Below are 20,002 nucleotides of genomic sequence, written 5' to 3' on the forward strand. Positions count from 1 at the left end.
CATGCCCGCCCGCCTGCCGCCCCTCAATGCCGTGCGGGCCTTCGTGGCGGCAGCGCGCCGGCAGAGCTTCACGCGCGCGGCCGCCGAACTGCATGTGACGCACAGCGCCGTGAGCCGCCAGATCAAGGGACTCGAAGCGCACCTGGGCGTGGCGCTGTTCGAGCGCCGCGTGCGCCAGGTGACGCTCACCGCCGAGGGCCAGCGCTTCTATGCCGAGGCGGCCGCCGGGCTGGCGCAGATCGGCGCCGCGGCGCTCGCGCTGATGGCGCGGGCACCGTCGCGCGCCGTGCGCATCAGCGTGCGGCCGTCCTTCGCGGTGCGCTGGCTGATCCCGCGGCTGCCGGCCTTCGTCGAACAGTACCCGGGCATCGAACCGCAGATCGTGACCAGCACCGAGCTGCCCGCCGACGTCCCCGAGGGCTTCGACGTCGCGATCCGGCGCGGCCTGGAGGGCTGGCCGCGCGCGATCGAGGTGCGGCCCTTTCTCGAGGACGAAGTGCGGGTGGTCGGTGCGCCTTCGCTGTTCAGGATGCTGCCGGTCGACGCGCCGCGCGGACTCGCGGCGCACGTGCTGCTGTCGGCCCGCACGCGCCGGCAGGACTGGGACGACTGGAAGCGGCAGTTCGGCATCGCGCGCCTGAAGCCGGCGGGCCGGCTGCAGTTCGACCACCTGCACCTCGTGCTGCAAGCCGCGATCGACGGCCTCGGCGTGGCGATGGGGCCGACTTCGCTGGTGGCCCACGATCTCGCCTTCGGCCGCCTGCAGTCACCGCTGCCGGAGATGCGCATGCCGCTGCCGCGCTACTACTACGGACTCGCGCCGGGCGCAGCGCCCGAAGCGGCCTTCTTCGCCGAATGGCTGGAGAACGCGCGGCGCGCCGATCCGCTGCCGCTCGGCGGGCCTGCGCCGGCATCGGCCGCCCATTAACATCGCCGCATGCGTTCGCCGATCGAGCTTCCCATGGCGCCCTCCCCCCTGCAGCCATGGACCGCCGAGATCTGGCTGCGGATCCGGCGCCACTTCGCACTGAAGCTGATCGGCACCACCGTCTTCACCTGGCTCTTCTTCATCGCCTACTTCCAGCTGCTGCGCCATCCGGTCCATGCGGTCACGGTGATGCCGCTGACCGCGCTCGACCACCTGATCCCGTTCCAGCCGCAGCTGCTCTTCGCCTACTTCTCGCTCTGGGTGTACATCGGCATCGCGCCCGGGCTGCAGCTGACTTTCCAGGAGCTGGTCGTCTACGGCCTCTGGGTCGGCGCACTGTGCCTCACGGGGCTCGGCCTCTTCTATGTCTGGCCGACGCAGATCCCGCCGCTCGACCTGGACGCCTCGGGCTTCCCCGGCTTCGCGATGCTGCAGGGGGTGGACGCGGCGGGCAACGCCTGCCCGTCGATGCACGTGGCGGCCGCCATCTTCACCGCCCTGCGCATCGAGCAGGTGCTGCGCGAGGCGCGCACGCCGGCCGTGCTGCGGCTGCTCAACGCGGCCTGGTTCGTGGCCATCGCCTATTCGACGCTGGCGGTCAAGCAGCACGTGGTGCTGGACGCGGCCGCCGGCGCGCTGCTCGGCCTCGCCTTCGCGCTGGCCTCGCTGCGCTGGCGGCCTGCAGGGCGGCGCACACCAGCGCGGCGGATTGCAACGGATATCATCAGACCATGAGTTCGCTCAAAGAATTACAGGATCTGATCCACGAGAAGTACGGCATCGAGGCCTCGGCGCTGGATCCCGATGCCTCCATGCGAGAAAAAGGCTTCGACTCGCTCTCCCTGGTCGAATTCGTGTTCGCGATCGAAGACCATTTCGGCATCACGATGCCCGATGACGACCCGAACATCGACACGCTGGCCCAGCTGGCGGCCGTGGTCGACAAGGTCAAGGCGGCGCAAACGACGTGAACCAGGTCGCCGTCACCGGGCTGGGCGTGATGGCGCCGCATGGCGATGACCCGGCCGCGCTGTTCGCGGCGCTGATGCGCGGCGAATCGGCGGTCAAGCCGATCCTGCCCGAACTCCCCAAGCCCGCCGCCGCCGCGGCCGCGCCCTTCGACCCCGCCGGCTGGTTCACCAAGCTGCAGCTCGCCGGCGTCGACCGCGTCAGCCAGCTGGCGGTGGCCGCCGCCGACCTGGCGATGCGCGATGCGGGCGCGCAAGGCGATGTCGATCCCGAACGCATCGGCATCTACGCGGGCTGCGGCATGGGCGGCGCGTCCGCCCTCGAAACGGCCTACCGCGGCGGACCGCGCGTGCCGCCACTCACCATCCCCGCCTTCATGCCCAGCGCGCCGGCCTCGCACGTCGCGATGCGCCACGGCGTGCAGGGTCCCGTGCTGACCTATTCGGTCGCCTGCGCATCGTCGGCCGTGGCCATCGCCGAGGCGGCCAAGGCGGTGCAATGCGGCGATGTCGATCTCGCGATCGCCGGCGGCAGCGAGGCGCTGATCGTGCCCGGCGTGGTGCTGGCCTGGCAGGCGATGCAGACGCTGGCCGGCTTCGCGCCCGGCGAAGAGGCGAGCGCGGTGAAGCCCTTCGCCACCGACCGCAGCGGCTTCGCGCTCGGCGAGGGCGCCGCCTTCCTGATCCTCGAATCGGCCGAGCGCGCACGGCGGCGCGGCGCGCGCATCTATGCCACGCTGGCCGGCTGGGGCCACAGCTGCGATGCGGTGCACCTGACCAAGCCCGACGCCCAGGGCCAGGGCCGCGCGCTGCGCGCGGCCCTGCGCAGCGCCGGCCTGCAGCCGGCCGACGTCGGCTACTGCAACGCGCACGGCACCGCCACGCGCATCGGCGACGTGGTCGAGCGCGACGCGCTGGCCGCGGTCTGGGGCGAGGACCTCGACCGGCTGCGCGTGAGTTCGACCAAGGCGCTGCACGGCCATCTGCTCGGCGCCGCCGGCGCGCTCGAAGCGCTGATCACCGTGCTCGCGCTGCACCAGCGCCGGCTGCCGCCGAACGCGCACTGCGAAACGATCGATCCGGCCTGCAGCCTGAACCTGGTGCGGGACACCGAAACCGCCGCGCCGCAGCTCGAGGCCGCAATCAGCAATTCCTTCGCCTTCGGCGGGACGAACTCGGTGCTGCTGTTCCGGCGCGCCTGAGCATCACGCCCAGGCCGGCACGGCCTTCGGCGGATGGATCATCTCGCCGCGCTCGTCATCCGTTGGCCCGCCGCCGTTCGGCGAGCGCCGTGCCCGGCGCCGCATCGAGCAGCGCGAAGGCCGAATCCATCTCGACCGCGTTCAGCACGCACAGGAGGCCGTGGTGCAGCTGGCTCGGCGAGACCGGCTTGTGCAAGAGCGGCACGCCGCTGGCGCGGGCTTCGCGCAGCCGCTGCGGCGCGGTGTCGCCGGTGATCAGGAGCGCTGGCAGCTCGGCGCCGAATTCCTCGCGCAGCAGGGCGATGGCCTCGGCGCCGGTGCGCAGCTCGCGCAGCCGGTAGTCGCTGATGACCAGGCCCGGCGGATGGGCGCGCGCCAGGGTCTGCGCCTCCTCGATGGAATCGGCCACGTCGCATTCGCAGCCCCAGGCGTTCAACAGCTGGCGCATGCCGGCGCGCACGGTCTCGTCGTCGTCGATCACCAGCACCCGCACGTCGAAGACGCGTGCGTGGCTTGGTGCGATGCCGAGCGTGCCGTCCGCCGCGGCCTGCTGGGCGACCGGCAGGCCGAGCCGGAAGACGCTGCCGCGCCCCGGCGTGGACGCCAGCGACAGCGTGTGCCCGAGCGCGCGCGCCAGGCCCTGCGCGATGGCCAGGCCGAGGCCGAGACCCTTGCGGCGATCGCGCTCCGCATTGCCGAGCTGGTGGAACTCGCGAAAGATGTCCTGGTGCTGCGTCGGCTCGATGCCGATGCCGGTGTCCCACACTTCCAGCAGCACCTCGCTGCCGCGCGCGCGGCAGGCCACCAGCACGCCGCCCTGCTCGGTGTAGCGGATCGCGTTCGACACCAGGTTGCGCAGGATCAGCGCCACCAGCGCCGGGTCCGAGCGCACGACCACCGGCGTTTCGCGCGAGCGGTAGACGATGCCCTTGGCATCGGCCTGCGGCGCCAGCTCGTTCTCGATCCTGTTGAGCAGCGGCTGCAGCGGGAAGGTCTGCATCTGCGGCTCGACCACGCCGGCCTCGATGCGCGAGAAATCGAGCAGCGTGTCGAGCATCTCGGCCGAGGCCTGCCAGGTGGCGCGCGCGTTGGCCAGCGCGTCGTACTGGCTGGCCGACAGCTTGCTGCGCGCCAGCACCTCGAGGAACAGGCCCTGCGCATGGATCGGCTGGCGCAGGTCGTGACTGGCCGCGGCGAGGAAGCGGGACTTGGCGAGGTTGGCCTCGTCGGCCGCGCGATGCGCGGCCTGGGCATGCTCGGTCTCGACGCGCAGGCGCTCGATCAGCTCGAGGTTCTCGAAGCGCAGCGCGATCGCCGCGCGCGCCGCACGCGAACTGTTGCGTGCCTGCCCCAGCAGCGTGGCCACGTACAGGAGGCCAGCCACCCCCAGCGCGTTGTAGGCGCGGTCGCCGAGCAGCCACAGCTTGGACGCCAGCACGATCAGCTCGACGGCGCCGAAGACGACGAACACGGGCAGCACCGGCGCCAGCGAGGACATCGAACTCCCCGCGATGCCCGCCAGCACGGCGACCACCAGGATGCTGCCGGCGACGGTGGTCGTGTCCAGCGTGGCCCAGGCCAGCGCGCCCCAGGCCGCGGCATCGACGGCGTTCAACACGATCTGCCGCCAGACCAGCGCGCGTGCGCGCTCCTGCGCGATGACCGAGGCCAGCAGGCGCCGCGCGTCGCGGGCGCAGTAGAGCTTGATCAGGATCACGGCCCCGCACCATGCCCGCAGCGCGAGCTGGTTGCCGTCGTTGGACAGGATCCCCACCAGCAGCAGCGCGAGCAGGATCGACGGAACGACCGAGCTGCCCACGTTGCCCAGCTGCAGCCGCAACTGCTCGACCAGCGTGCGTCCGTCGGCGAGCCGCAATGGATCAGTCAACCAGCCCCCTGCGGCGCGCAGCGAAACCCGCCTCCGACCGGCTCGACACCTGCAGCGCCGACAGCACCGCCTGCACATGGCCGCGCACCGTGTTCTCCGAGAGATTGAGCCGCCGGCCGATCACCTTGTTCGGGAGCCCCTGGCACACCAGGTCGAGCACCTCGCTCTGGCGCGGTGTCAGGCGCTGCCGCGCGTCGTCGCCTTCGCCCGGCGGTGCGAGCGCGGTCGACGCGGAGGCGATCGGCAGGCCCTTTCGCAGCTGATCGATGACGCCGAGGATCCGGTCCGCCGGCTCGGCCTTGGACACGAAGGCGGCCGCGCCGCGCTCCATCGCGAGGCGGACGTTCTTGTGGGCAATGTCGGAAGAGAGGATGATGATCAGCGCCTGCGGCCACTTGCGCTTGACCAGCGCGATGCCTTCCAGGCCGTTGAGGCCCTGCAGCTGGATGTCCAGCAGCACCAGCGACGGGTTCTCGATCGGCGAGCGCATGGCCTCGTCGAGCGAGGCCGCTTCCGCCGTCTCCAGGTCCGCAATGCCTGCGGCCAGCACCATGCGCAGTCCGCAGCGGAACAGCGCATGGTCGTCGATGAGAAGGATTCTGGGCGGCAGCATGAAGGCGTTGCGATGGTCGAAGGCGCGGTCATTCTGCGTCAGTCCGCCGGGTCTTCATCCGGTCCAAATGGACTATTTACTCGCCGCGGCGCGAGGGCGACCATCGGGCGGCCAACAATTTCACGAATACCCTCCTCTTTGCCCGCCGCATGAAGCCCTTGATCGAAATCCACCGCATCGGATCGGATGGCTACGCCTACCGCATCAGCGCCCTCGGCTCGGAGACGCAGGAGTCCGGCAAGAGCGGAACCTTCGATTCGCTGGCGCGCTGCCTGTTCGACGCCGGCGCCTCGCTCGATCACTACTTCGCGCGCGTCGATCTCAAACTCGAAGGCATGTTCATCGGCGCCTGCACCACCGACGCCCTGCGCCGCGAACCGAAGGCCGTGGCCCGGCGCATCCAGCAGCACTTCCAGCCGGCCTCGGCCTGATCAACCCTCTTTCAGCGCGCGCCGCAGCGCGTCGATGAAGCTCTGGCTCGCGGCCGACAGCGAGCGCCCGCGCTTGGTCACGACCGAAATGTCGCGCGACACGCGCGGCGCGGTGATGGGCCGGATGACCAGCGCCGGATCGCCCGCGGCCCTGGCGAAGGCCGAGGGCATGATCGACGGCCCCATGCCGCACGCCGTCATCCACAGCGCGGTCGACAGGAAAGACACTTCGTTGACGATCTCGAGCACCACGCCCGCGCCCGCCGCGGTGCCGTCGATCAGCGGACGGATGCCGTAGCCGGGCCGCACGGTGATCACCGGATGGCCGGCCAGGTCGGTCCAGCGCACCGCCTTCTTCGCCGTCGCCGCCAGCGGATGGTCGCGCGTGCACACCAGCGCCAGGTGGTCGCGCAGCAGGGTCTGGGTCTCGACCTCGGCGCCCGGCCGCTCGGGCGTGCCGATGCCGAAGTCGACGTGCTCGCCGATGATGCGCGAGACGAACTGGTCGGGCGCGCAGTCGTCCACCACCACGCGCACCTGCGGATGCGCCTGGCCGAAGCGCCGGATGGCGGTCGGCATCAGGAACGAGGCCAGGGTCGGCGTGATCGCCAGGCAGACGCGGCCGCGCTGCAGCGTCGACAGTTCGCGAAAGCCGGCGCTCAGCGAGTCGACGTCGCGCAGGATGCGCTCGGCCGTGGCCAGCATCTCCGCCGCCGCGGCCGTGGGCTGCAGCGAGCGCGTGGTGCGGTCGAACAGCCGCGCGCCCAGGCCGTCCTCGAGCTGGCGGATCAGCATGCTCACCGCCGACTGCGTGACATAGAGCTTCTCGGCCGCGGCGCCGAGCTTGCGCAACTGGTGCACGGCAAGGAAGGCGCGCAGCTGCTTGATCGTCGGGCTGAATTTGGGACTCATCAGAAAACATCATATTTCATTCGGAATTTATTGATTTACGAATGAATGGCCTTGTCGTCCAATGCGCGGCTGGAGACAAAACCGAAGGACCCTCGATGAAGAAACTTGCCCGCGCCCTGGGCCTGATCGCCGCCGGCTGCGCGCTGCTGGCAGGCCCCGCATCCGCGCAGACGCAGGCCGCGGCCTTTCCCGACAAGCCGATCCGCATGGTCGTCACCTTCCCGCCCGGCGGCAGCGCCGATGCGGTGGTGCGCATGCTGGTGCCCAGGCTCAACGCATCGCTCGGGCAGCCGGTGGTGGTCGACAACCGGCCCGGCGCCGGCGGCAACGTCGGCCTCGCGCTGGTCGCCAAGGCGGCGGGCGACGGCTACACGGTCGGGGTCGGCGCGGCCGGCGCGCTGTCGGCCAACATCAGCCTCTATGCCCAGATGCCTTTCGATCCGATCAAGGACTTCAAGCCGGTCGGCATGCTGGCCGCGATTCCGTTCGTGATCGTCGGCCATCCGTCGCTCGGCGCGAAGGATCTTCACGCGCTGATCGAGATGGCACGCGCCCAGCCGGGCAAGCTCGCGATCGGCCATGGCGGCAACGGCACGGCGATGCATCTGTCGGCGGCGCTCTTCGGCCAGATGGCCAACGTGAAGCTGACCGAAGTGCCCTACCGCGGCTCCGGCCCGGCAGCGCTCGATGCGATGGGCGGCCAGATCCCGCTCGCGGTGGTCGATCTGCCGTCCTCGCTGCAGCAGATCAAGAGCGGCAAGCTGATCGCCTATGCGGTCACCAGCCCGGAGCGGCTGCCGATGCTGCCCGACGTGCCGACCGTGGCCGAGGCCGGACTGCCGGGCTACGACTCGACCGGCTGGTTCGGCGTGGTGGCGCCCGCCGACACGCCGCCGGCGGTCGTGACACGGCTCAACGCGGCCATCGTCGCCGCGCTCAACGACGAGCAGATCAAGACCACGATGCGCAACCTCGGCGTCGAGCCCGCGCCGGACACGCCCGAGGCTTTCGGCAACTACATCCGCTCCGAAACGACGAAGTGGCGCAAGGTCATCCAGACCGCCCACATCAAGCTCGACTGAACCCCCGATGACCAACGAAGAACTGAAGACCGACGTGCTGATCGTCGGCGGCGGCCCCGTGGGCCTCACGCTCGCGATGGACCTGGCCTCGCGCGGCGTGCAGGTGGTGATCGCCGAGATCCGCCGCTACGCCGAGCCGCCGAACGTGAAGTGCAACCACGTGGCGGCGCGCACGATGGAAGTGTTCCGCCGCCTCGGCGTGGCGCAGAAGCTGCGCGACACCGGGCTGCCGGCGGACCATCCGAACGACGTCGTGTTCCGCACCGCCGTGACCGGCATCGAGCTCACGCGCATCCCGATCCCGTGCCGGCGCGACCGCTACACCGAAACCCAAGGCCCCGACGCCTGGTGGCCGACGCCCGAGCCGCCGCACCGCATCAACCAGATCTTTCTCGAGCCGGTGCTGCTCGAGCACACGGCCGCGCTGCCGGGCGTGACGCTGCTCAACCGCACGCAGGTCACGGACTTCACGCAGGACGACGACGGCGTGCTCGCGACCGCGGCCGATCTCGATGCCGGCACCACGCGCCGCATCCGCGCGCGCTACATGGTGGGCTGCGACGGCGGCGCCTCGGGCGTGCGCAAGCAGATCGGCGCCAGGCTCGAGGGCACGGCCGTGATCCAGCGCGTGCAGTCGACCTACATCCGCGCGCCGCAGCTGCGCGCGATGATTCCCGGCAGGCCGGCCTGGTCGTACTACGCGGTCAACCCGCGCCGCTGCGGCACGATGTTCGCGATCGACGGCCACCAGACCTGGCTGGTGCACAACCACCTGAATCCCGACGAGCCCGAGTTCGACTCGGTCGACCGCGACCGCTCGATCCGCGAGATCCTCGGCGTCGGGCCCGACTTCGCGTACGAGGTGATCAGCAAGGAAGACTGGGTCGGCCGCCGCCTGGTCGCCGACCGCTTTCGCAACGGCCGCGTCTTCCTCGCCGGCGATGCGGCGCACCTGTGGGTGCCGTATGCGGGCTACGGCATGAACGCGGGCATCGCCGATGCGATCAACCTCTCGTGGCTGCTCGCGGCCCGCGTGCAGGGCTGGGCCGACGAGCGCATCCTCGATGCCTACGAGGCCGAGCGCCAGCCGATCACCGAGCAGGTCTCGCAGTTCGCGATGGACCATGCGCAGAAGATGATCCGCGCCCGCCGCGCCGTGCCGCAGAACATCGAGGCGCCCGGTGCCGAGGGCGACGCGCTGCGCGCCGAGATCGGCCGCGAGGCCTACGAACTCAACGTGCAGCAGTTCTGCTGCGGCGGCCTCAACTTCGGCTACTTCTACACCGGCTCGCCGATCATCGAGGCAGACGGCGAGGCGCCGCCGGCCTATTCGATGGGCGGCTTCACGCCGTCGACGGTGCCGGGCTGCCGCGCGCCGCACTTCTGGCTGGCCGACGGCCGTTCGCTCTACGACGCCTTCGGGCCCGGCTACACGCTGCTGCGCTTCGATCGCCGCACGCAGGTCGCGGCGCTGGAACAGGCCGCGCAGCAGTGCGGCATGCCGGTCGCGCTGGTCGATGTCGATGCGCCCGAGGTACCCACGGCGTACCGGCATCGCCTCGTGCTGTGCCGCGCGGACCAGCACGTGGCATGGCGTGGCGACGGGCTTCCGGCCGACGTGGCGGCGCTGGTGGCACGGATGCGAGGAATGGCGCCGGCCGGCGCCTGAGGCGGCGAACGGCGGCGCTACCCCTTCGGCCATAGGCCGGCTCGCCATGATGACGGCGAAGGCCAAGGCATGCCATCCTCGCGCACTCAGGAGGATTGTCATGATTCGCTTCGTCCGCAAGGCCGACTTCGGCTCGCTGAGTCTGCAGGATCTGCTGGATGCCCGCGATCATTACCACGTGCACCTGGCCAATCTGCCGACCGTCACCGGCACCGCGGTCGGCCGCTACCGGATCCGCCTGAACGACCGCAACATCGACGACGCCTCGCTGAACACGGCAGCGCCTGACAAGGCGCTCGGACCGCGGACGCTGCGCGGCAGCGACATCCGCCCGTGGTCGTGGCCGTCGGTGCTGGTGTTCGTGTCCGAGTGGGTCGACCCGGACACGCTGGCCAGGCATCCGGACCTCACGGTGCCGCCGATCCTCTATCTCCCCGACGGCCGGCAGGTGCGGACCTGCGTGGTGCTGGTGGAGCGCCGCGTCGCCAACCTGCCGGCAGCGGAGACGGTGGTCTTCGCCGCCCATCGGGTCGGGCCGGGCTTCCAGGTGTATTCCCAGGACCAGGGCTTCACCCGCCTCGGCGTGGCGAGCGCCGTGGTCAGCGATGGCGCCTGCGCCTACGCACTGATCAGCCGCCATCTCGCCAGCGGCGCGGAAGGCCCGGTGTTCGCGCTGCCGCGCGGCCGGCGCGTCGACCTGGGCCAGACGCGGCTCGGCGCGCGCGACGCGCCGTCGCTGTCCGATCTCTATCCGGGCTTCGCCGGCCGGGACGCACGCCTGACGGTCGATGCGTCGCTGGTGAAGCTGGACAACGTCGCCGCATGGACCTCGCAGTACATGGGCGTGGGACGCATGGGCGAGCCGATCGACCTGAGCACCGACACGATGACGCTGAACCTGATCGGCTGTCCGGTGTTCACCGAGCTGCCGGGCGGCCATCGGGTGGAGGGCTCGGTGCAGGGTCTCTTCTACCGCCACGCAACCATGGGCGGCGTCGATTCGCTGGCCGAATTCCTCATCGGTCCGCGCCATCCCGAAGGCAGCGTCGCGACCCGGCCCGGCGACTCCGGATCGATGTGGTTCTGGGACCATGTCGCCGACGGCTCCGCGGCCGGCACCGCCGGCGGCCGCGGCACGCTCGAATACCGGCCGCTCGCGGTCCAATGGGGCGGCCAGGGCTTCCTCGCGAACCCGGGCAGCGCATCCACCGAGTTCGCCCTCGCGACCAGCCTGAGCGCGATCTGCAAGTCGCTGCGCGTCGAGCTCATCCGCGACTGGGAGAGCGACCAGAGCCGCTACTGGGGCAAGGTCGGCCACTATCACATCGGGTACGCCGCCTGCTTCGCGCTGCGCTCCGACAAGGCGCGCGCGCTGTTCGAGGCCAACGCGAGCTCGATCGGCGTGAGCGACGCGGACATCGTGGCCGGCAAGCTGCCGAGTGCCACGCAGACGAGCAAGTTCATCGCGCTGGCCGACGTGCCCGACCTCGTGTGGCGCCGCACGCGCGGCAAGGACAAGGCCAACCACTTCGCCGACATGGACGAGCCGGGCAAAGGCCCCTTCGCCGGCAAGACGCTGCTCTCGCTCTGGAAGAGCGACAAGTCCTCGCGCACGCCCAAGGTGTGGAACGATTTCTACGGCAGCATCGATCCGAAGCGCAAGGCCGAGAACCGCGGCGCGCTGCCGTTCCGCGTGGCCCAGCTGTACGGAATCATGGTCGACGCCGTGCACCGCGGCGCGCTGGACGAGTTCGTGTGCGCCGCCGGCGTGCTCGCGCACTACAGCGGCGACGCCTGCCAGCCACTGCACGTGTCGTACCTGCACCATGGGTTGCCGGGCGATGCATCGGACGACGGTGTGCACGCGGTCTACGAGGACGACATGCTCGACCAGGCGGCGGCCGAACTCGTGGCCGGCGTGTCGGTGCGGGTGGCGAAGGCGCCGAAGCGCGCCGCCTTCAAGGGTTCCGCTGCCGCCGCGGATGCGGTGGTGCAATTGATGCGGCGCACGATCGCCAAGCTGCCTCCGGCCGACATCGTCGACTGCTATGACCGGGTCCGCGGCAAGGGACAGGCCAAGGCGATGTGGACCGAGCTGGGCGAGCGCACCATGGATTGCATCGCCGATGGCGTGCTGACGCTCGCCACCCTCTGGCAATCGGCCTGGACCGAGGGCGGCGGCGATGCGGGCCAGCAGGTTTCGCTGAAGGCCGCCAGGACGCCCGTGCCGACGGCGAGCCTGAAGAAGCTGTACGACACCAAGACTTTCGCCGAGTCGAAGTGGCTGTCGGAGATGTAGAAGATCGCAGGCGTTGCGACGCAAGGAGAAGACCCATGGACAAACCCGCTGCCGACACGCTCTTCACCGGCTCGATCCCCGAGCTCTACGACACCCATCTCGTGCCGCTGATCTTCGCGCCCTACGCCGCCGATCTCGCGGCGCGCGCGGCGGCGCTCGAACCCGCGCGCGTGCTCGAGACCGCCGCCGGCACCGGTGCACTCACGCGCGCGCTGGCCGGCGCATTGCCCGCGCAGGCCGACCTGACAGCGACCGACCTGAACCCGCCGATGCTGGACCGCGCCATGGCAACCGGCACTTCGCGGCCGGTACGCTGGCAACAGGCGGACGCGATGCGCCTGCCTTTCGACGACGCATGTTTCGACCTCGTCGTCTGCCAGTTCGGCGCGATGTTCTTCCCCGACAAGGCCCACGCCTTCGCCGAATCGCGGCGCGTCCTGCGGCCGGGCGGCGTGCTGCTGTTCAACGTCTGGGACCGCATCGAACACAACGAGCTCGCCGACACCGTCACGACGGCGCTCGCCGGCCTGTTCCCTGCAGACCCCCCGCGTTTCATGGCGCGCACGCCGCACGGCTATGCCGATACGGCGCTGGTGGCACGCGACCTCGCGAACGCGGGATTCGCCATGGCGCCGCACATCGAGACGATCGCGGCGCGCAGCCGCGCGCCATCGGCGAGGGTGCCGGCCGTCGCCTACTGCCAGGGAACGCTGTTGCGCAGCGAGATCGAGGCCCGCGCGGGCGCAGACCTGGCCGAGGCGACATCGGTTTGTGCCACCGCGATCGCCGGCCGCTTCGGCGTCGGCGAGGTCGACGCAAAGATCCAGGCGCACATCGTCATGGTCCGACGCTGAGCGTGCCGGGCGGCCGAAGGCTCGCTACGATGGCAGACCCCTCTGCGCAAAGGAGCGTTCAGTGAACCCGTCCAATTCCCAGCCGGCCCGAAGATCCCACGCCGAGGCCTGTGCAGGTTTCGATGCGCAAATGGCTTATGCCGATCTCTCCGGTCGCCTGGCCGAGGGACTGAACGCCTGCATCGAATGCTGCGACCGCCACGTCGGCGCGAACCGGCTGGCCCTGCAATGGGAAAGCCAGGACGGCCGCAGCGAAAGCTACACCTTCGACCAGCTGCAGGCGCTGTCCGCGCGCTTCGCCAATTTCCTGCAGGCACACGGCGTGAAGCCCGGCGACACCGTGGCCGGGCTGCTGCCGCGCCGGCCCGAACTGCTGATCACCATCCTCGGCACCTGGCGCGCGGGCGCCGTGTACCAGCCGCTCTTCACCGCCTTCGGATCGAAGGCCATCGAGCACCGCGTGACGACCTCGGGCGCGAAGCTGATCGTGACCGATTCGGCGAACCGGTCCAAGCTCGACGAGATCGACGTGCTGCCGCCGGTGGCGGTGACCGATGCGCAAGGCGCGGCGCAGCGCCCGCACGACCTCGCGTTCTGGCCCGCGCTCGATGCCCAGACAGCCGTCTTCGCGCCGGTCCTGCGCAGCGCCGACGAGGCCTTCCTGACGATGTTCACCTCGGGCACCACCGGCGCGGCGAAATCGCTCACGGTGCCGCTGCGCGCCATCGCCGCCTTCGTCGGCTACATGCGCGACGCCATCGACCTGCGGCCGGAAGACAGCTTCTGGAACATCGCCGATCCGGGCTGGGCCTATGGCCTCTACTACGCAGTGACGGGTCCGCTGGCGATGGGCCATGCGACGCTGTTCTACGACGGCGGCTTCAGCGTCGAGAGCCTGGTGCGGGTGGCGCGCAAATATGGCGTGACGAACCTCGCGGGTTCGCCCACGGCCTTCCGTCTCCTGATCGCGGCCGGGCCCGAGGCGCTGAGCCCGCTCAAGGGGCAGTTGCGCGCCGTCAGCAGCGCGGGCGAGCCGCTCAACCCGGAAGTCATCCGCTGGTTCGGCGAACACCTCGATGTCGTGATCCACGACCACTACGGCCAGACCGAGCTGGGCATGGTGCTGTGCAACCACCATGCGCTCGCGCATCCGGTGCACCTCGGCGCGGCGGGCTTCGCGGTGCCGGGCCATCGCGTCGTGGTGATCGACGACGCAGGCAACGAACTGAAGGCCGGCGTGCCGGGCAACCTCGCGCTCGATGTCAAGCGCTCGCCGCTGCTCTGGTTCAGGGGCTATGCGAACGCGCCGACGCCGTCGCTGAGTGAACGCCACTACGTGACCGGCGACACCGCCGAGCTGAACGAGGACGGCAGCATCAGCTTCGTCGGCCGCGCGGACGATGTGATCACCTCGTCCGGCTATCGCATCGGGCCCTTCGACGTCGAGAGCGCGCTGATCGAGCATCCTGCGGTGATCGAAGCCGCGGTGGTGGGCAAGCCGGATCCCGAGCGCACCGAGATCGTCAAGGCCTTCGTCGTGCTGCATCCCGGCCACGAGCCCAACGAGGCGCTGGCCGAGGCGCTCAAGCAGCACGTGCGCCACCGCCTGTCGGCGCATGCCTATCCGCGCGAGATCGCCTTCGTCGAGGCGCTGCCCAAGACGCCGAGCGGCAAGGTTCAGCGCTTCATCCTGCGCAACCAGGAGATTGCCGCGCTTCGCGGCGGCCGCTAGCCGGATATCTCATCGAATCTATTCAATTTAGTTAAAGCACCCTGTCGTAAATATCAATCGATCCGGTGACCCGCCTCCTAGACTGGGTCGCATGAAGATCGAGCGAATCGAAGTCTTCGGCGTCGCGATACCGCTGTTCGAGCCGAGGACGGTTTCCTATACGCGCCATGCCGTGCAGAGAAGCGCCATCGTGCGCATCCGCACCGACGACGGCACGGTCGGGCTCGGAAACGTCGACCCCTTTCCCGGCTACTCCGCGCATTCCGTCGACGAGACCATCGAAGCATTGACGGCCCGGATCGGGCCGCTCGTCATGGGGCATGACCCGCGCGACCTCAACGCGCTGATCGACCGCCTGGATTCGAAGATCGGCGGCTTTCTCGATGCCCAGGCCGCGATCGAGATGGCGTGCATCGACCTCGCCGCGCGCGCATCGAACATGCCGGTGCATCGGTATCTGGGCGGTGCGCTCAGGCCGGCGTTTCGCCTGAACGGATGGATTGGCATGGTTTCTCCCCAGGAGGCCGCCGCCCAGGCCGCCGGATGGAAGGAAAGAAATTTCCGCTCGCTCAAGATCAAGGCCGGAAGCGGCGTCGAGGCGGACGTCGAAAGAATCAAGGCGGTGCGCGAGACCGTCGGCAGCGACTTCGGCTTGCGGGTCGATGCCAATTCCGCCTATTCCACGGATGATGCGATCGCCCTTTCGCGCCGGATCGCGCCCCTGTCCATCGAGCTTCTCGAACAGCCCGTCCATGAGGACGATCTGGAAGGCATGGCCCGCGTCAGGAAGGAGGGCGGCGGCGTGCCGGTGATGGCGGACGAGTCGGTGCGCGATGGGCGCAGCATCATCGACATCCTCAAGGCGGACGCGGCGGACCTGGTCAAGGTCAAGGTCATGAAGCAAGGCGGAATCGTGCGCACCCGCCAGGTCCTTGCGATCTGCGAAGCGGCCGGCATCCGATGCGTGATCGGACACGGATTCGGCCTGGCCATCAACACGGCGGCCGAAGTGTCCGTTGCCGCGGTCACCCGCAACATCGTCGACGGGCTCGAATGCGTAGGCGCGCTCAATGTCTCCGATGACATCGTCGAGAAGACCCTCAGGTCGCGGGGCGGACAGATCGATCTTCCGGACGGACCCGGCTTCGGCTTGTCGCTCGACATGACCAAGATTCAAAAGTACAGATTCAACTGAATGAGCCTGGATCCCAAGATGGAACACGTCGAACTGCAGGAAGACGCCTTTTCCGACATCGAACAGCTGTCGCGCGAACAACTGCGCGAGCTGCAGTGGACCCGGCTTCGGCGCCAGGTGGCCTACAACTTCCGGAATTCGCCCTACTACCGGCGATCGATGGAAGCCGCAGGCATGCGCCCCGAGGACCTGAAATCCTGGGAAGACCATGCGCGCGTGCCGTCGATGGACAAGCATGACCACCGCGCCGCGCAAGAGGAATCGCTGGCGCGTTTCGGGCATCCTTTCGGCATGCTGGTCTGCAAGCCGCTCGAAGCCCTGGTCATGTTGTCGGGCACCTCGGGCACGACGGGGCTGCCGACCTTCTACACGGTGACCGCGCGCGACCTGACGCTCTACAGCAGGCTCATGGCGCGCAAGCTCCGGCGCATCGGACTGCGTCCCGGCGACCGTGTGCTGCACGGCTTCTCCTTGAGCATGATGGTCGGCGGCCAACCGCTGCTGCAGACGCTGATGAATTACGGCGCCTGCGTAGTGCCGATCGGCGCCGAGGTCGGCAGCCGGCGCCTGCTGGAATTCGCCAGGCTGGTCAAGCCGCGCGCCATGGTCTGCACACCTTCCTACGCGGAATACCTGGCGGAGAACTGCATGGAGGTTCTCGGGCGTCCGATCAAGGACCTGGGCCTGGAGCTGCTGATGTGCGGCGGCGAACCCGGTGCCGGCCTGCCGACGGTCCGGGCCAGGATCGAAGGCGCGTACGGCGCGCGACTGCACGACTACACGGGCGTGATTCACACCTTCCATGGAATCAGCTGCGGCGCTCCCGATGCCTGGATGCACTTCACCTCCGAAGACTACTGCGTGCTGGAACTGCGCGACCCGGACACCAGGAAGCCGATCCCGGTGCAGGACGGCGCCATCGGCGAGATGCTCTACACCGAGCTCGGCATCGAGGCCACGCCCTTGATGCGCTATGCACTGGGGGACGTGATCTCGATATCGACCCAACCCTGCAGCTGCTGCGGCTGGCGTGGCATCAGCTTCAAGATCCTGGGACGCGCGGACGACATGCTGATCGTCAAGGGCGTCAACGTCTATCCGGCAGCGATCCGTACCGTCGTCGCCAGCCTGACGCCGCGCACCACCGGGCAGATCCGCATCCAGCTCGACCAGCCCGGACACAAGGTCACGCCGCCGCTCAGGTTGGTGGTCGAACATGGCGAAGGCGTATCGGAAGATCAGTTGCCGGCGCTCAAGACCGAACTCGAGGCGCTGCTGCACGACAAGGTGAAGGTGCGCCCCGACATCCGCCTGGTGGCGCCCGGGAGTCTGGCGCGGACCCACCACAAGACCAAGATCATCGAAGTGCTCGCGCAGGACTGAGACGCGCGGCCCGGCACGCACATTCATCGATCGTTCCCGAAGGACAAACCCTTGAGCAACGTTTTCGTTCTCGGCCTCGCGACCCACCCGCCCGCAGCAAGACTGGCGCATCTGCGCCTGGAGGAGATCGCCTACTACACGGCGAAGGCGGCACTCGCCGATGCCGGGGTGACGCGGCGGCAACTCGACAGCGTCACGCTGGCGTCCTCCGATGAACTGGACGGGCGACCGATCTCCAGCATGCTGATGAGTGCCGCGGCCGGAGGCTACGAGACCGACGAGATCAAGATCGCCGACTCGGGCGCGAGTGCCATGTGCATGGCCTATGCGCGATTCCTGTCCGGCGAATCCGAACTGGGCCTGGTGTCGAGCTGGTGCAAGAGTTCGAAGACGGACGTCGACGCGATCTCGCGCTTCGGCGCCGATCCGTTCTTCTACCGGCCGCTCGGCATCGACCGCCTGGTGACCGACGCGGTGCTGGCCCAGTGCCTCAGCGAGGAGTTCGCCATCGATGCGAACGAGGTCGCCGCGCGCGTTCACAACGGCTACCTGCGCGGCGCGCGCAATCCGCGCGGCATGCGGCACCAGGTGCCGAGCCTCGAGCACATCCAGGCTTCGCCCTACGAATCCACGCCGCTGCGCAGGCTGCACCGGGCACCGCTCACCGATGGCGCTGTGTCGCTCGTGCTGGCATCGGCCGATTACGTGCGGGCCCGCGGCATCCAGCCGCTGGCAGAACTGATGGGCATCGGCTGGGCCACGGATGCCTATCAGATGGGCGCCGCGCGGCTGCGCCGGATGGATTCGGCGCGCAAGGCGGCCGACATGGCGCTGAAGGCGGCCGGCCTGAAGTCCTTCGATGATCTGGATGTCGTCGAACTGGAATGCCAGACCGGCTTTCACGAAGCCGCGCTGGTGCGGGCGCTCGGCATCGACAAAGAAGAAGCACTGTGCCCGTCGGGCGGCGTGTACGCCCAGAATCCGCTGTTCTGCACCGGCCTCGTCAACGCGGCCGAGGCAGTCCTCCAGGTATGCGGCCGCGCGGGTCCGGTGCAGCGGCCGAACGTGCGACGGGCCGCGGCCCATGGATGCCACGGCTTCGCGCAGCAGGGCAACACGGTGATGGTCTTCCAGAGCGTGGAGGCGATGCAATGACGAAATCGACCGTCGCCGTGCTCGGCACTTTCCAGACCGAGTTCAGGAAGCAGCACCTCGCACATACCTTCGTCGAACAGGCCCAGCTCGCCGCGGTCGGCGCGCTCGCCGATGCCGGCATGACACCGGACGACATCGACGCCGTGGTGTTCGCACTGGCACCCACCTTCTTCATGGGGGTCGCGGATGCGAACAAGTGGGCGGTGGATTCCATCTTCGCGCAGGGCAAGCCGAGCTTTCGCGTCCACACGGGCGGCGCCACCGGCGGCTCGGCGATCCAGGCGGCCTACAACCTGGTTCGCGCGGGCCTGTTCCGTTCCGTGCTGATCGTGGGCGCGGAGCGGATCGCGGAAACGCCGGATGCGCAGAAGGTGCTCAACCTGATTTTCGACGTCTTCTACGAGCGGGACATTCCGCTGTCCACGAATACCTCCGCCGCGCTGTGGGCGCAACGGTATCTGCACCGCTACGGCCACACCCAGGAGGACCTGGCACGGGTGGTCGTGCGAGCGCGCCGCAACGCGTCGCGCAATCCCTTCGCCCATCTAAAGACGCAGGTCACGGTCGAGGAAGTCATGGCCTCGCCGATGATTTCCTACCCGCTCAAGCTCTACGAAGTCTGTCCCAGGTCGTCCGGCAGCGCAGCGATGGTGGTCGGCAACCTCGACATGGCGCGGCGCTTCCAGTCCCGCCCCGCATTCATCAATGGCGTCGCGAGCCGCACGACGACGCACTGGTTCGGCGACCGGATGACGCCGACGGCCGATTCGGATTTCTTCGACTTCGACGTGGTCGCCACGGCCTCCCGGAATTGCTACGCGCAGGCGGGCATTCGATCGCCCATCGACGAGATCCAGGCCGTCGAGCTGTATGACCCCTACAGCATCACCGCCGCGGTTCAGCTGGAACGACTCGGTTTCTGCAGCCCGGGGACGGCGTTGAAGCTGGAGCGGGAGGGCCACTGGGATGTCGAAGGCGGAGAACTGCCGGTGAATCCCTCGGGCGGAACGCTGTGCACCAATCCGATCGCGATCGCAGGCCTGGTGCGGGGCATCGATGCCGCCAACCAGATCATGAACAAGGCCGGCGAGATGCAGGTGCGCAATGTCAAGAACACGCTTTCAAGCTCGGTGGGCGGTATCGGGCAGTTCTACAACTGCACGATCTTCGGCAACGAGCCATTCGATCACGGAGGTCACAAGCCATGAATGAGGAAACATCGCTCGTCGTCACGGACCACATCGAGCTGCGCTACGACTACGCGTTGGGCGAGGTCGCCGGAACCTTCATGGAAGGACTGAAGCAGGGAAAGATCCTCGCGAGCTACTGCTCGAAGTCCGGCTTGACCTACCTGCCGCCGCGCAGCTATTGCGAGCGCTCGTTTCAGCCATGCGACGGCTGGACCGAGGCCGGCCTGGAGGGAACGATCGAAGCGGCAACGATCGTGGTGCGCGGCTTCGAGGGCAAGCGAAAGACGCCGGTGGCCATCGCGTTCGTCCGCCTGGATGGCGTCGACTCGGCCATCGCCAACTTCGTGGATGGGCTGGACCTGTCCGACTGCGATGTTGCGATGAAGGCGCTCGCGCCCGGAAAGCGTGTCGCCGTCGTGTTCGCCGAGCACCGGCAGGGAAGGATCACCGATTTTTCGTTCAAGTGCATCGGTCAGGATTCGTGACCGGGCGCAGGCGCGC

General features: G+C 68.9%; 18 protein-coding genes. 15 read left to right on the forward strand and 3 right to left on the reverse strand.

All coding sequences use genetic code 11. The features are described 5' to 3' along the window. Position 1 precedes the first annotated feature (1 nt). From E5P2_RS25365 to E5P2_RS25380, 4 genes are read left to right on the forward strand one after another with little or no spacing between them, the layout of a single operon-like run. Positions 2–928 (forward strand): LysR substrate-binding domain-containing protein, encoded by a 927-nt coding sequence (locus E5P2_RS25365; protein WP_162569857.1) that lies wholly within the window; start codon positions 2–4, stop codon positions 926–928. A 33-nt stretch (positions 929–961) separates the two neighbouring features. Beyond that, positions 962–1,663, forward strand: a complete 702-nt coding sequence (locus E5P2_RS25370) for a phosphatase PAP2 family protein (protein ID WP_162569858.1) — start codon at positions 962–964, stop codon at positions 1,661–1,663. Then, positions 1,660–1,899, forward strand: coding sequence for an acyl carrier protein (locus E5P2_RS25375; RefSeq protein WP_162569859.1), 240 nt, complete (start codon positions 1,660–1,662; stop codon positions 1,897–1,899). The genes E5P2_RS25370 and E5P2_RS25375 overlap by 4 nt, the downstream gene beginning before the upstream one ends. Next, a complete protein-coding gene (locus tag E5P2_RS25380; protein ID WP_162569860.1) occupies positions 1,896–3,098 on the forward strand; it encodes a beta-ketoacyl-[acyl-carrier-protein] synthase family protein in 1,203 nt (400 codons plus the stop codon). Before E5P2_RS25375 ends, E5P2_RS25380 begins: the two co-directional genes overlap by 4 nt. A gap of 55 nt (positions 3,099–3,153) precedes the next feature. Here the strand turns inward: E5P2_RS25380 and E5P2_RS25385 are convergent, their stop codons facing one another. Both E5P2_RS25385 and E5P2_RS25390 read right to left on the reverse strand, forming a co-directional pair. After that, positions 3,154–4,986: an ATP-binding response regulator gene (locus E5P2_RS25385; protein ID WP_232080846.1), complete on the reverse strand. Its 1,833-nt coding sequence runs from the start codon at positions 4,984–4,986 to the stop codon at positions 3,154–3,156. Continuing rightward, the gene (locus tag E5P2_RS25390) at positions 4,979–5,599 is read right to left on the reverse strand and encodes a response regulator (RefSeq protein WP_162569862.1); all 621 of its coding nucleotides are present in this window, start codon (positions 5,597–5,599) and stop codon (positions 4,979–4,981) included. The genes E5P2_RS25385 and E5P2_RS25390 overlap by 8 nt, the downstream gene beginning before the upstream one ends. A 149-nt stretch (positions 5,600–5,748) precedes the next feature. Between E5P2_RS25390 and E5P2_RS25395 the strand changes: the two genes are divergently transcribed. Then, positions 5,749–6,030: a hypothetical protein gene (locus tag E5P2_RS25395; protein WP_162569863.1), complete on the forward strand. Its 282-nt coding sequence runs from the start codon at positions 5,749–5,751 to the stop codon at positions 6,028–6,030. Here the strand turns inward: E5P2_RS25395 and E5P2_RS25400 are convergent, their stop codons facing one another. Next, entirely contained in the window at positions 6,031–6,942 is a 912-nt protein-coding gene (locus tag E5P2_RS25400) for a LysR family transcriptional regulator (RefSeq protein WP_162569864.1), read from the reverse strand. Between the two features lie 95 nt (positions 6,943–7,037). Between E5P2_RS25400 and E5P2_RS25405 the strand changes: the two genes are divergently transcribed. The 10 genes from E5P2_RS25405 (at position 7,038) to E5P2_RS25450 (ending at position 19,986) form a co-directional block, all read left to right on the forward strand. Next, complete coding sequence (locus E5P2_RS25405) at positions 7,038–8,024, forward strand: Bug family tripartite tricarboxylate transporter substrate binding protein (protein ID WP_162569865.1); 987 nt, start codon at positions 7,038–7,040, stop codon at positions 8,022–8,024. A 7-nt stretch (positions 8,025–8,031) separates the two neighbouring features. Continuing rightward, positions 8,032–9,693 (forward strand): FAD-dependent oxidoreductase, encoded by a 1,662-nt coding sequence (locus E5P2_RS25410; RefSeq protein ID WP_162569866.1) that lies wholly within the window; start codon positions 8,032–8,034, stop codon positions 9,691–9,693. A 100-nt stretch (positions 9,694–9,793) separates the two neighbouring features. Next, complete coding sequence (locus E5P2_RS25415; RefSeq protein ID WP_162569867.1) at positions 9,794–11,992, forward strand: hypothetical protein; 2,199 nt, start codon at positions 9,794–9,796, stop codon at positions 11,990–11,992. Positions 11,993–12,027: 35 nt separating this feature from the next. Continuing rightward, complete coding sequence (locus E5P2_RS25420; RefSeq protein ID WP_162569868.1) at positions 12,028–12,846, forward strand: class I SAM-dependent methyltransferase; 819 nt, start codon at positions 12,028–12,030, stop codon at positions 12,844–12,846. 130 nt (positions 12,847–12,976) lie between these two features. Further along, a complete protein-coding gene (locus E5P2_RS25425) occupies positions 12,977–14,578 on the forward strand; it encodes an AMP-binding protein (protein WP_162569869.1) in 1,602 nt (533 codons plus the stop codon). 91 nt (positions 14,579–14,669) lie between these two features. Beyond that, on the forward strand, positions 14,670–15,773 hold the full coding sequence (locus tag E5P2_RS25430) for a mandelate racemase/muconate lactonizing enzyme family protein (RefSeq protein ID WP_162569870.1): 1,104 nt from the start codon (positions 14,670–14,672) through the stop codon (positions 15,771–15,773). Continuing rightward, entirely contained in the window at positions 15,774–17,156 is a 1,383-nt protein-coding gene (locus E5P2_RS25435; protein WP_162569871.1) for a phenylacetate--CoA ligase family protein, read from the forward strand. Positions 17,157–17,207: 51 nt separating this feature from the next. Further along, positions 17,208–18,311: a thiolase family protein gene (locus E5P2_RS25440; protein WP_162569872.1), complete on the forward strand. Its 1,104-nt coding sequence runs from the start codon at positions 17,208–17,210 to the stop codon at positions 18,309–18,311. Beyond that, the gene (locus E5P2_RS25445; RefSeq protein WP_162569873.1) at positions 18,308–19,519 is read left to right on the forward strand and encodes a thiolase family protein; all 1,212 of its coding nucleotides are present in this window, start codon (positions 18,308–18,310) and stop codon (positions 19,517–19,519) included. The genes E5P2_RS25440 and E5P2_RS25445 overlap by 4 nt, the downstream gene beginning before the upstream one ends. Beyond that, positions 19,516–19,986: a Zn-ribbon domain-containing OB-fold protein gene (locus tag E5P2_RS25450; RefSeq protein ID WP_162569874.1), complete on the forward strand. Its 471-nt coding sequence runs from the start codon at positions 19,516–19,518 to the stop codon at positions 19,984–19,986. Before E5P2_RS25445 ends, E5P2_RS25450 begins: the two co-directional genes overlap by 4 nt. Positions 19,987–20,002: the final 16 nt, after the last annotated feature.

It is taken from the genome of Variovorax sp. SRS16 (assembly GCF_901827165.1).
Classification (GTDB): Bacteria; Pseudomonadota; Gammaproteobacteria; order Burkholderiales; family Burkholderiaceae_C; genus Variovorax.

Bases quoted from the DNA above. Each gene is read 5' to 3' on its own strand.
- E5P2_RS25390 (WP_162569862.1), bottom strand. From the start codon at position 5,599: ATGCTGCCGCCCAGAATCCTTCTCATCGACGACCATGCGCTGTTCCGC.
- E5P2_RS25415 (WP_162569867.1), top strand. From the start codon at position 9,794: ATGATTCGCTTCGTCCGCAAGGCCGACTTCGGCTCGCTGAGTCTGCAG.
- E5P2_RS25395 (WP_162569863.1), top strand. From the start codon at position 5,749: ATGAAGCCCTTGATCGAAATCCACCGCATCGGATCGGATGGCTACGCC.
- E5P2_RS25375 (WP_162569859.1), top strand. From the start codon at position 1,660: ATGAGTTCGCTCAAAGAATTACAGGATCTGATCCACGAGAAGTACGGC.
- E5P2_RS25430 (WP_162569870.1), top strand. From the start codon at position 14,670: ATGAAGATCGAGCGAATCGAAGTCTTCGGCGTCGCGATACCGCTGTTC.
- E5P2_RS25370 (WP_162569858.1), top strand. From the start codon at position 962: ATGGCGCCCTCCCCCCTGCAGCCATGGACCGCCGAGATCTGGCTGCGG.
- E5P2_RS25410 (WP_162569866.1), top strand. From the start codon at position 8,032: ATGACCAACGAAGAACTGAAGACCGACGTGCTGATCGTCGGCGGCGGC.
- E5P2_RS25450 (WP_162569874.1), top strand. From the start codon at position 19,516: ATGAATGAGGAAACATCGCTCGTCGTCACGGACCACATCGAGCTGCGC.
- E5P2_RS25435 (WP_162569871.1), top strand. From the start codon at position 15,774: ATGAGCCTGGATCCCAAGATGGAACACGTCGAACTGCAGGAAGACGCC.
- E5P2_RS25400 (WP_162569864.1), bottom strand. From the start codon at position 6,942: ATGAGTCCCAAATTCAGCCCGACGATCAAGCAGCTGCGCGCCTTCCTT.
- E5P2_RS25425 (WP_162569869.1), top strand. From the start codon at position 12,977: ATGGCTTATGCCGATCTCTCCGGTCGCCTGGCCGAGGGACTGAACGCC.
- E5P2_RS25420 (WP_162569868.1), top strand. From the start codon at position 12,028: ATGGACAAACCCGCTGCCGACACGCTCTTCACCGGCTCGATCCCCGAG.
- E5P2_RS25365 (WP_162569857.1), top strand. From the start codon at position 2: ATGCCCGCCCGCCTGCCGCCCCTCAATGCCGTGCGGGCCTTCGTGGCG.
- E5P2_RS25445 (WP_162569873.1), top strand. From the start codon at position 18,308: ATGACGAAATCGACCGTCGCCGTGCTCGGCACTTTCCAGACCGAGTTC.
- E5P2_RS25405 (WP_162569865.1), top strand. From the start codon at position 7,038: ATGAAGAAACTTGCCCGCGCCCTGGGCCTGATCGCCGCCGGCTGCGCG.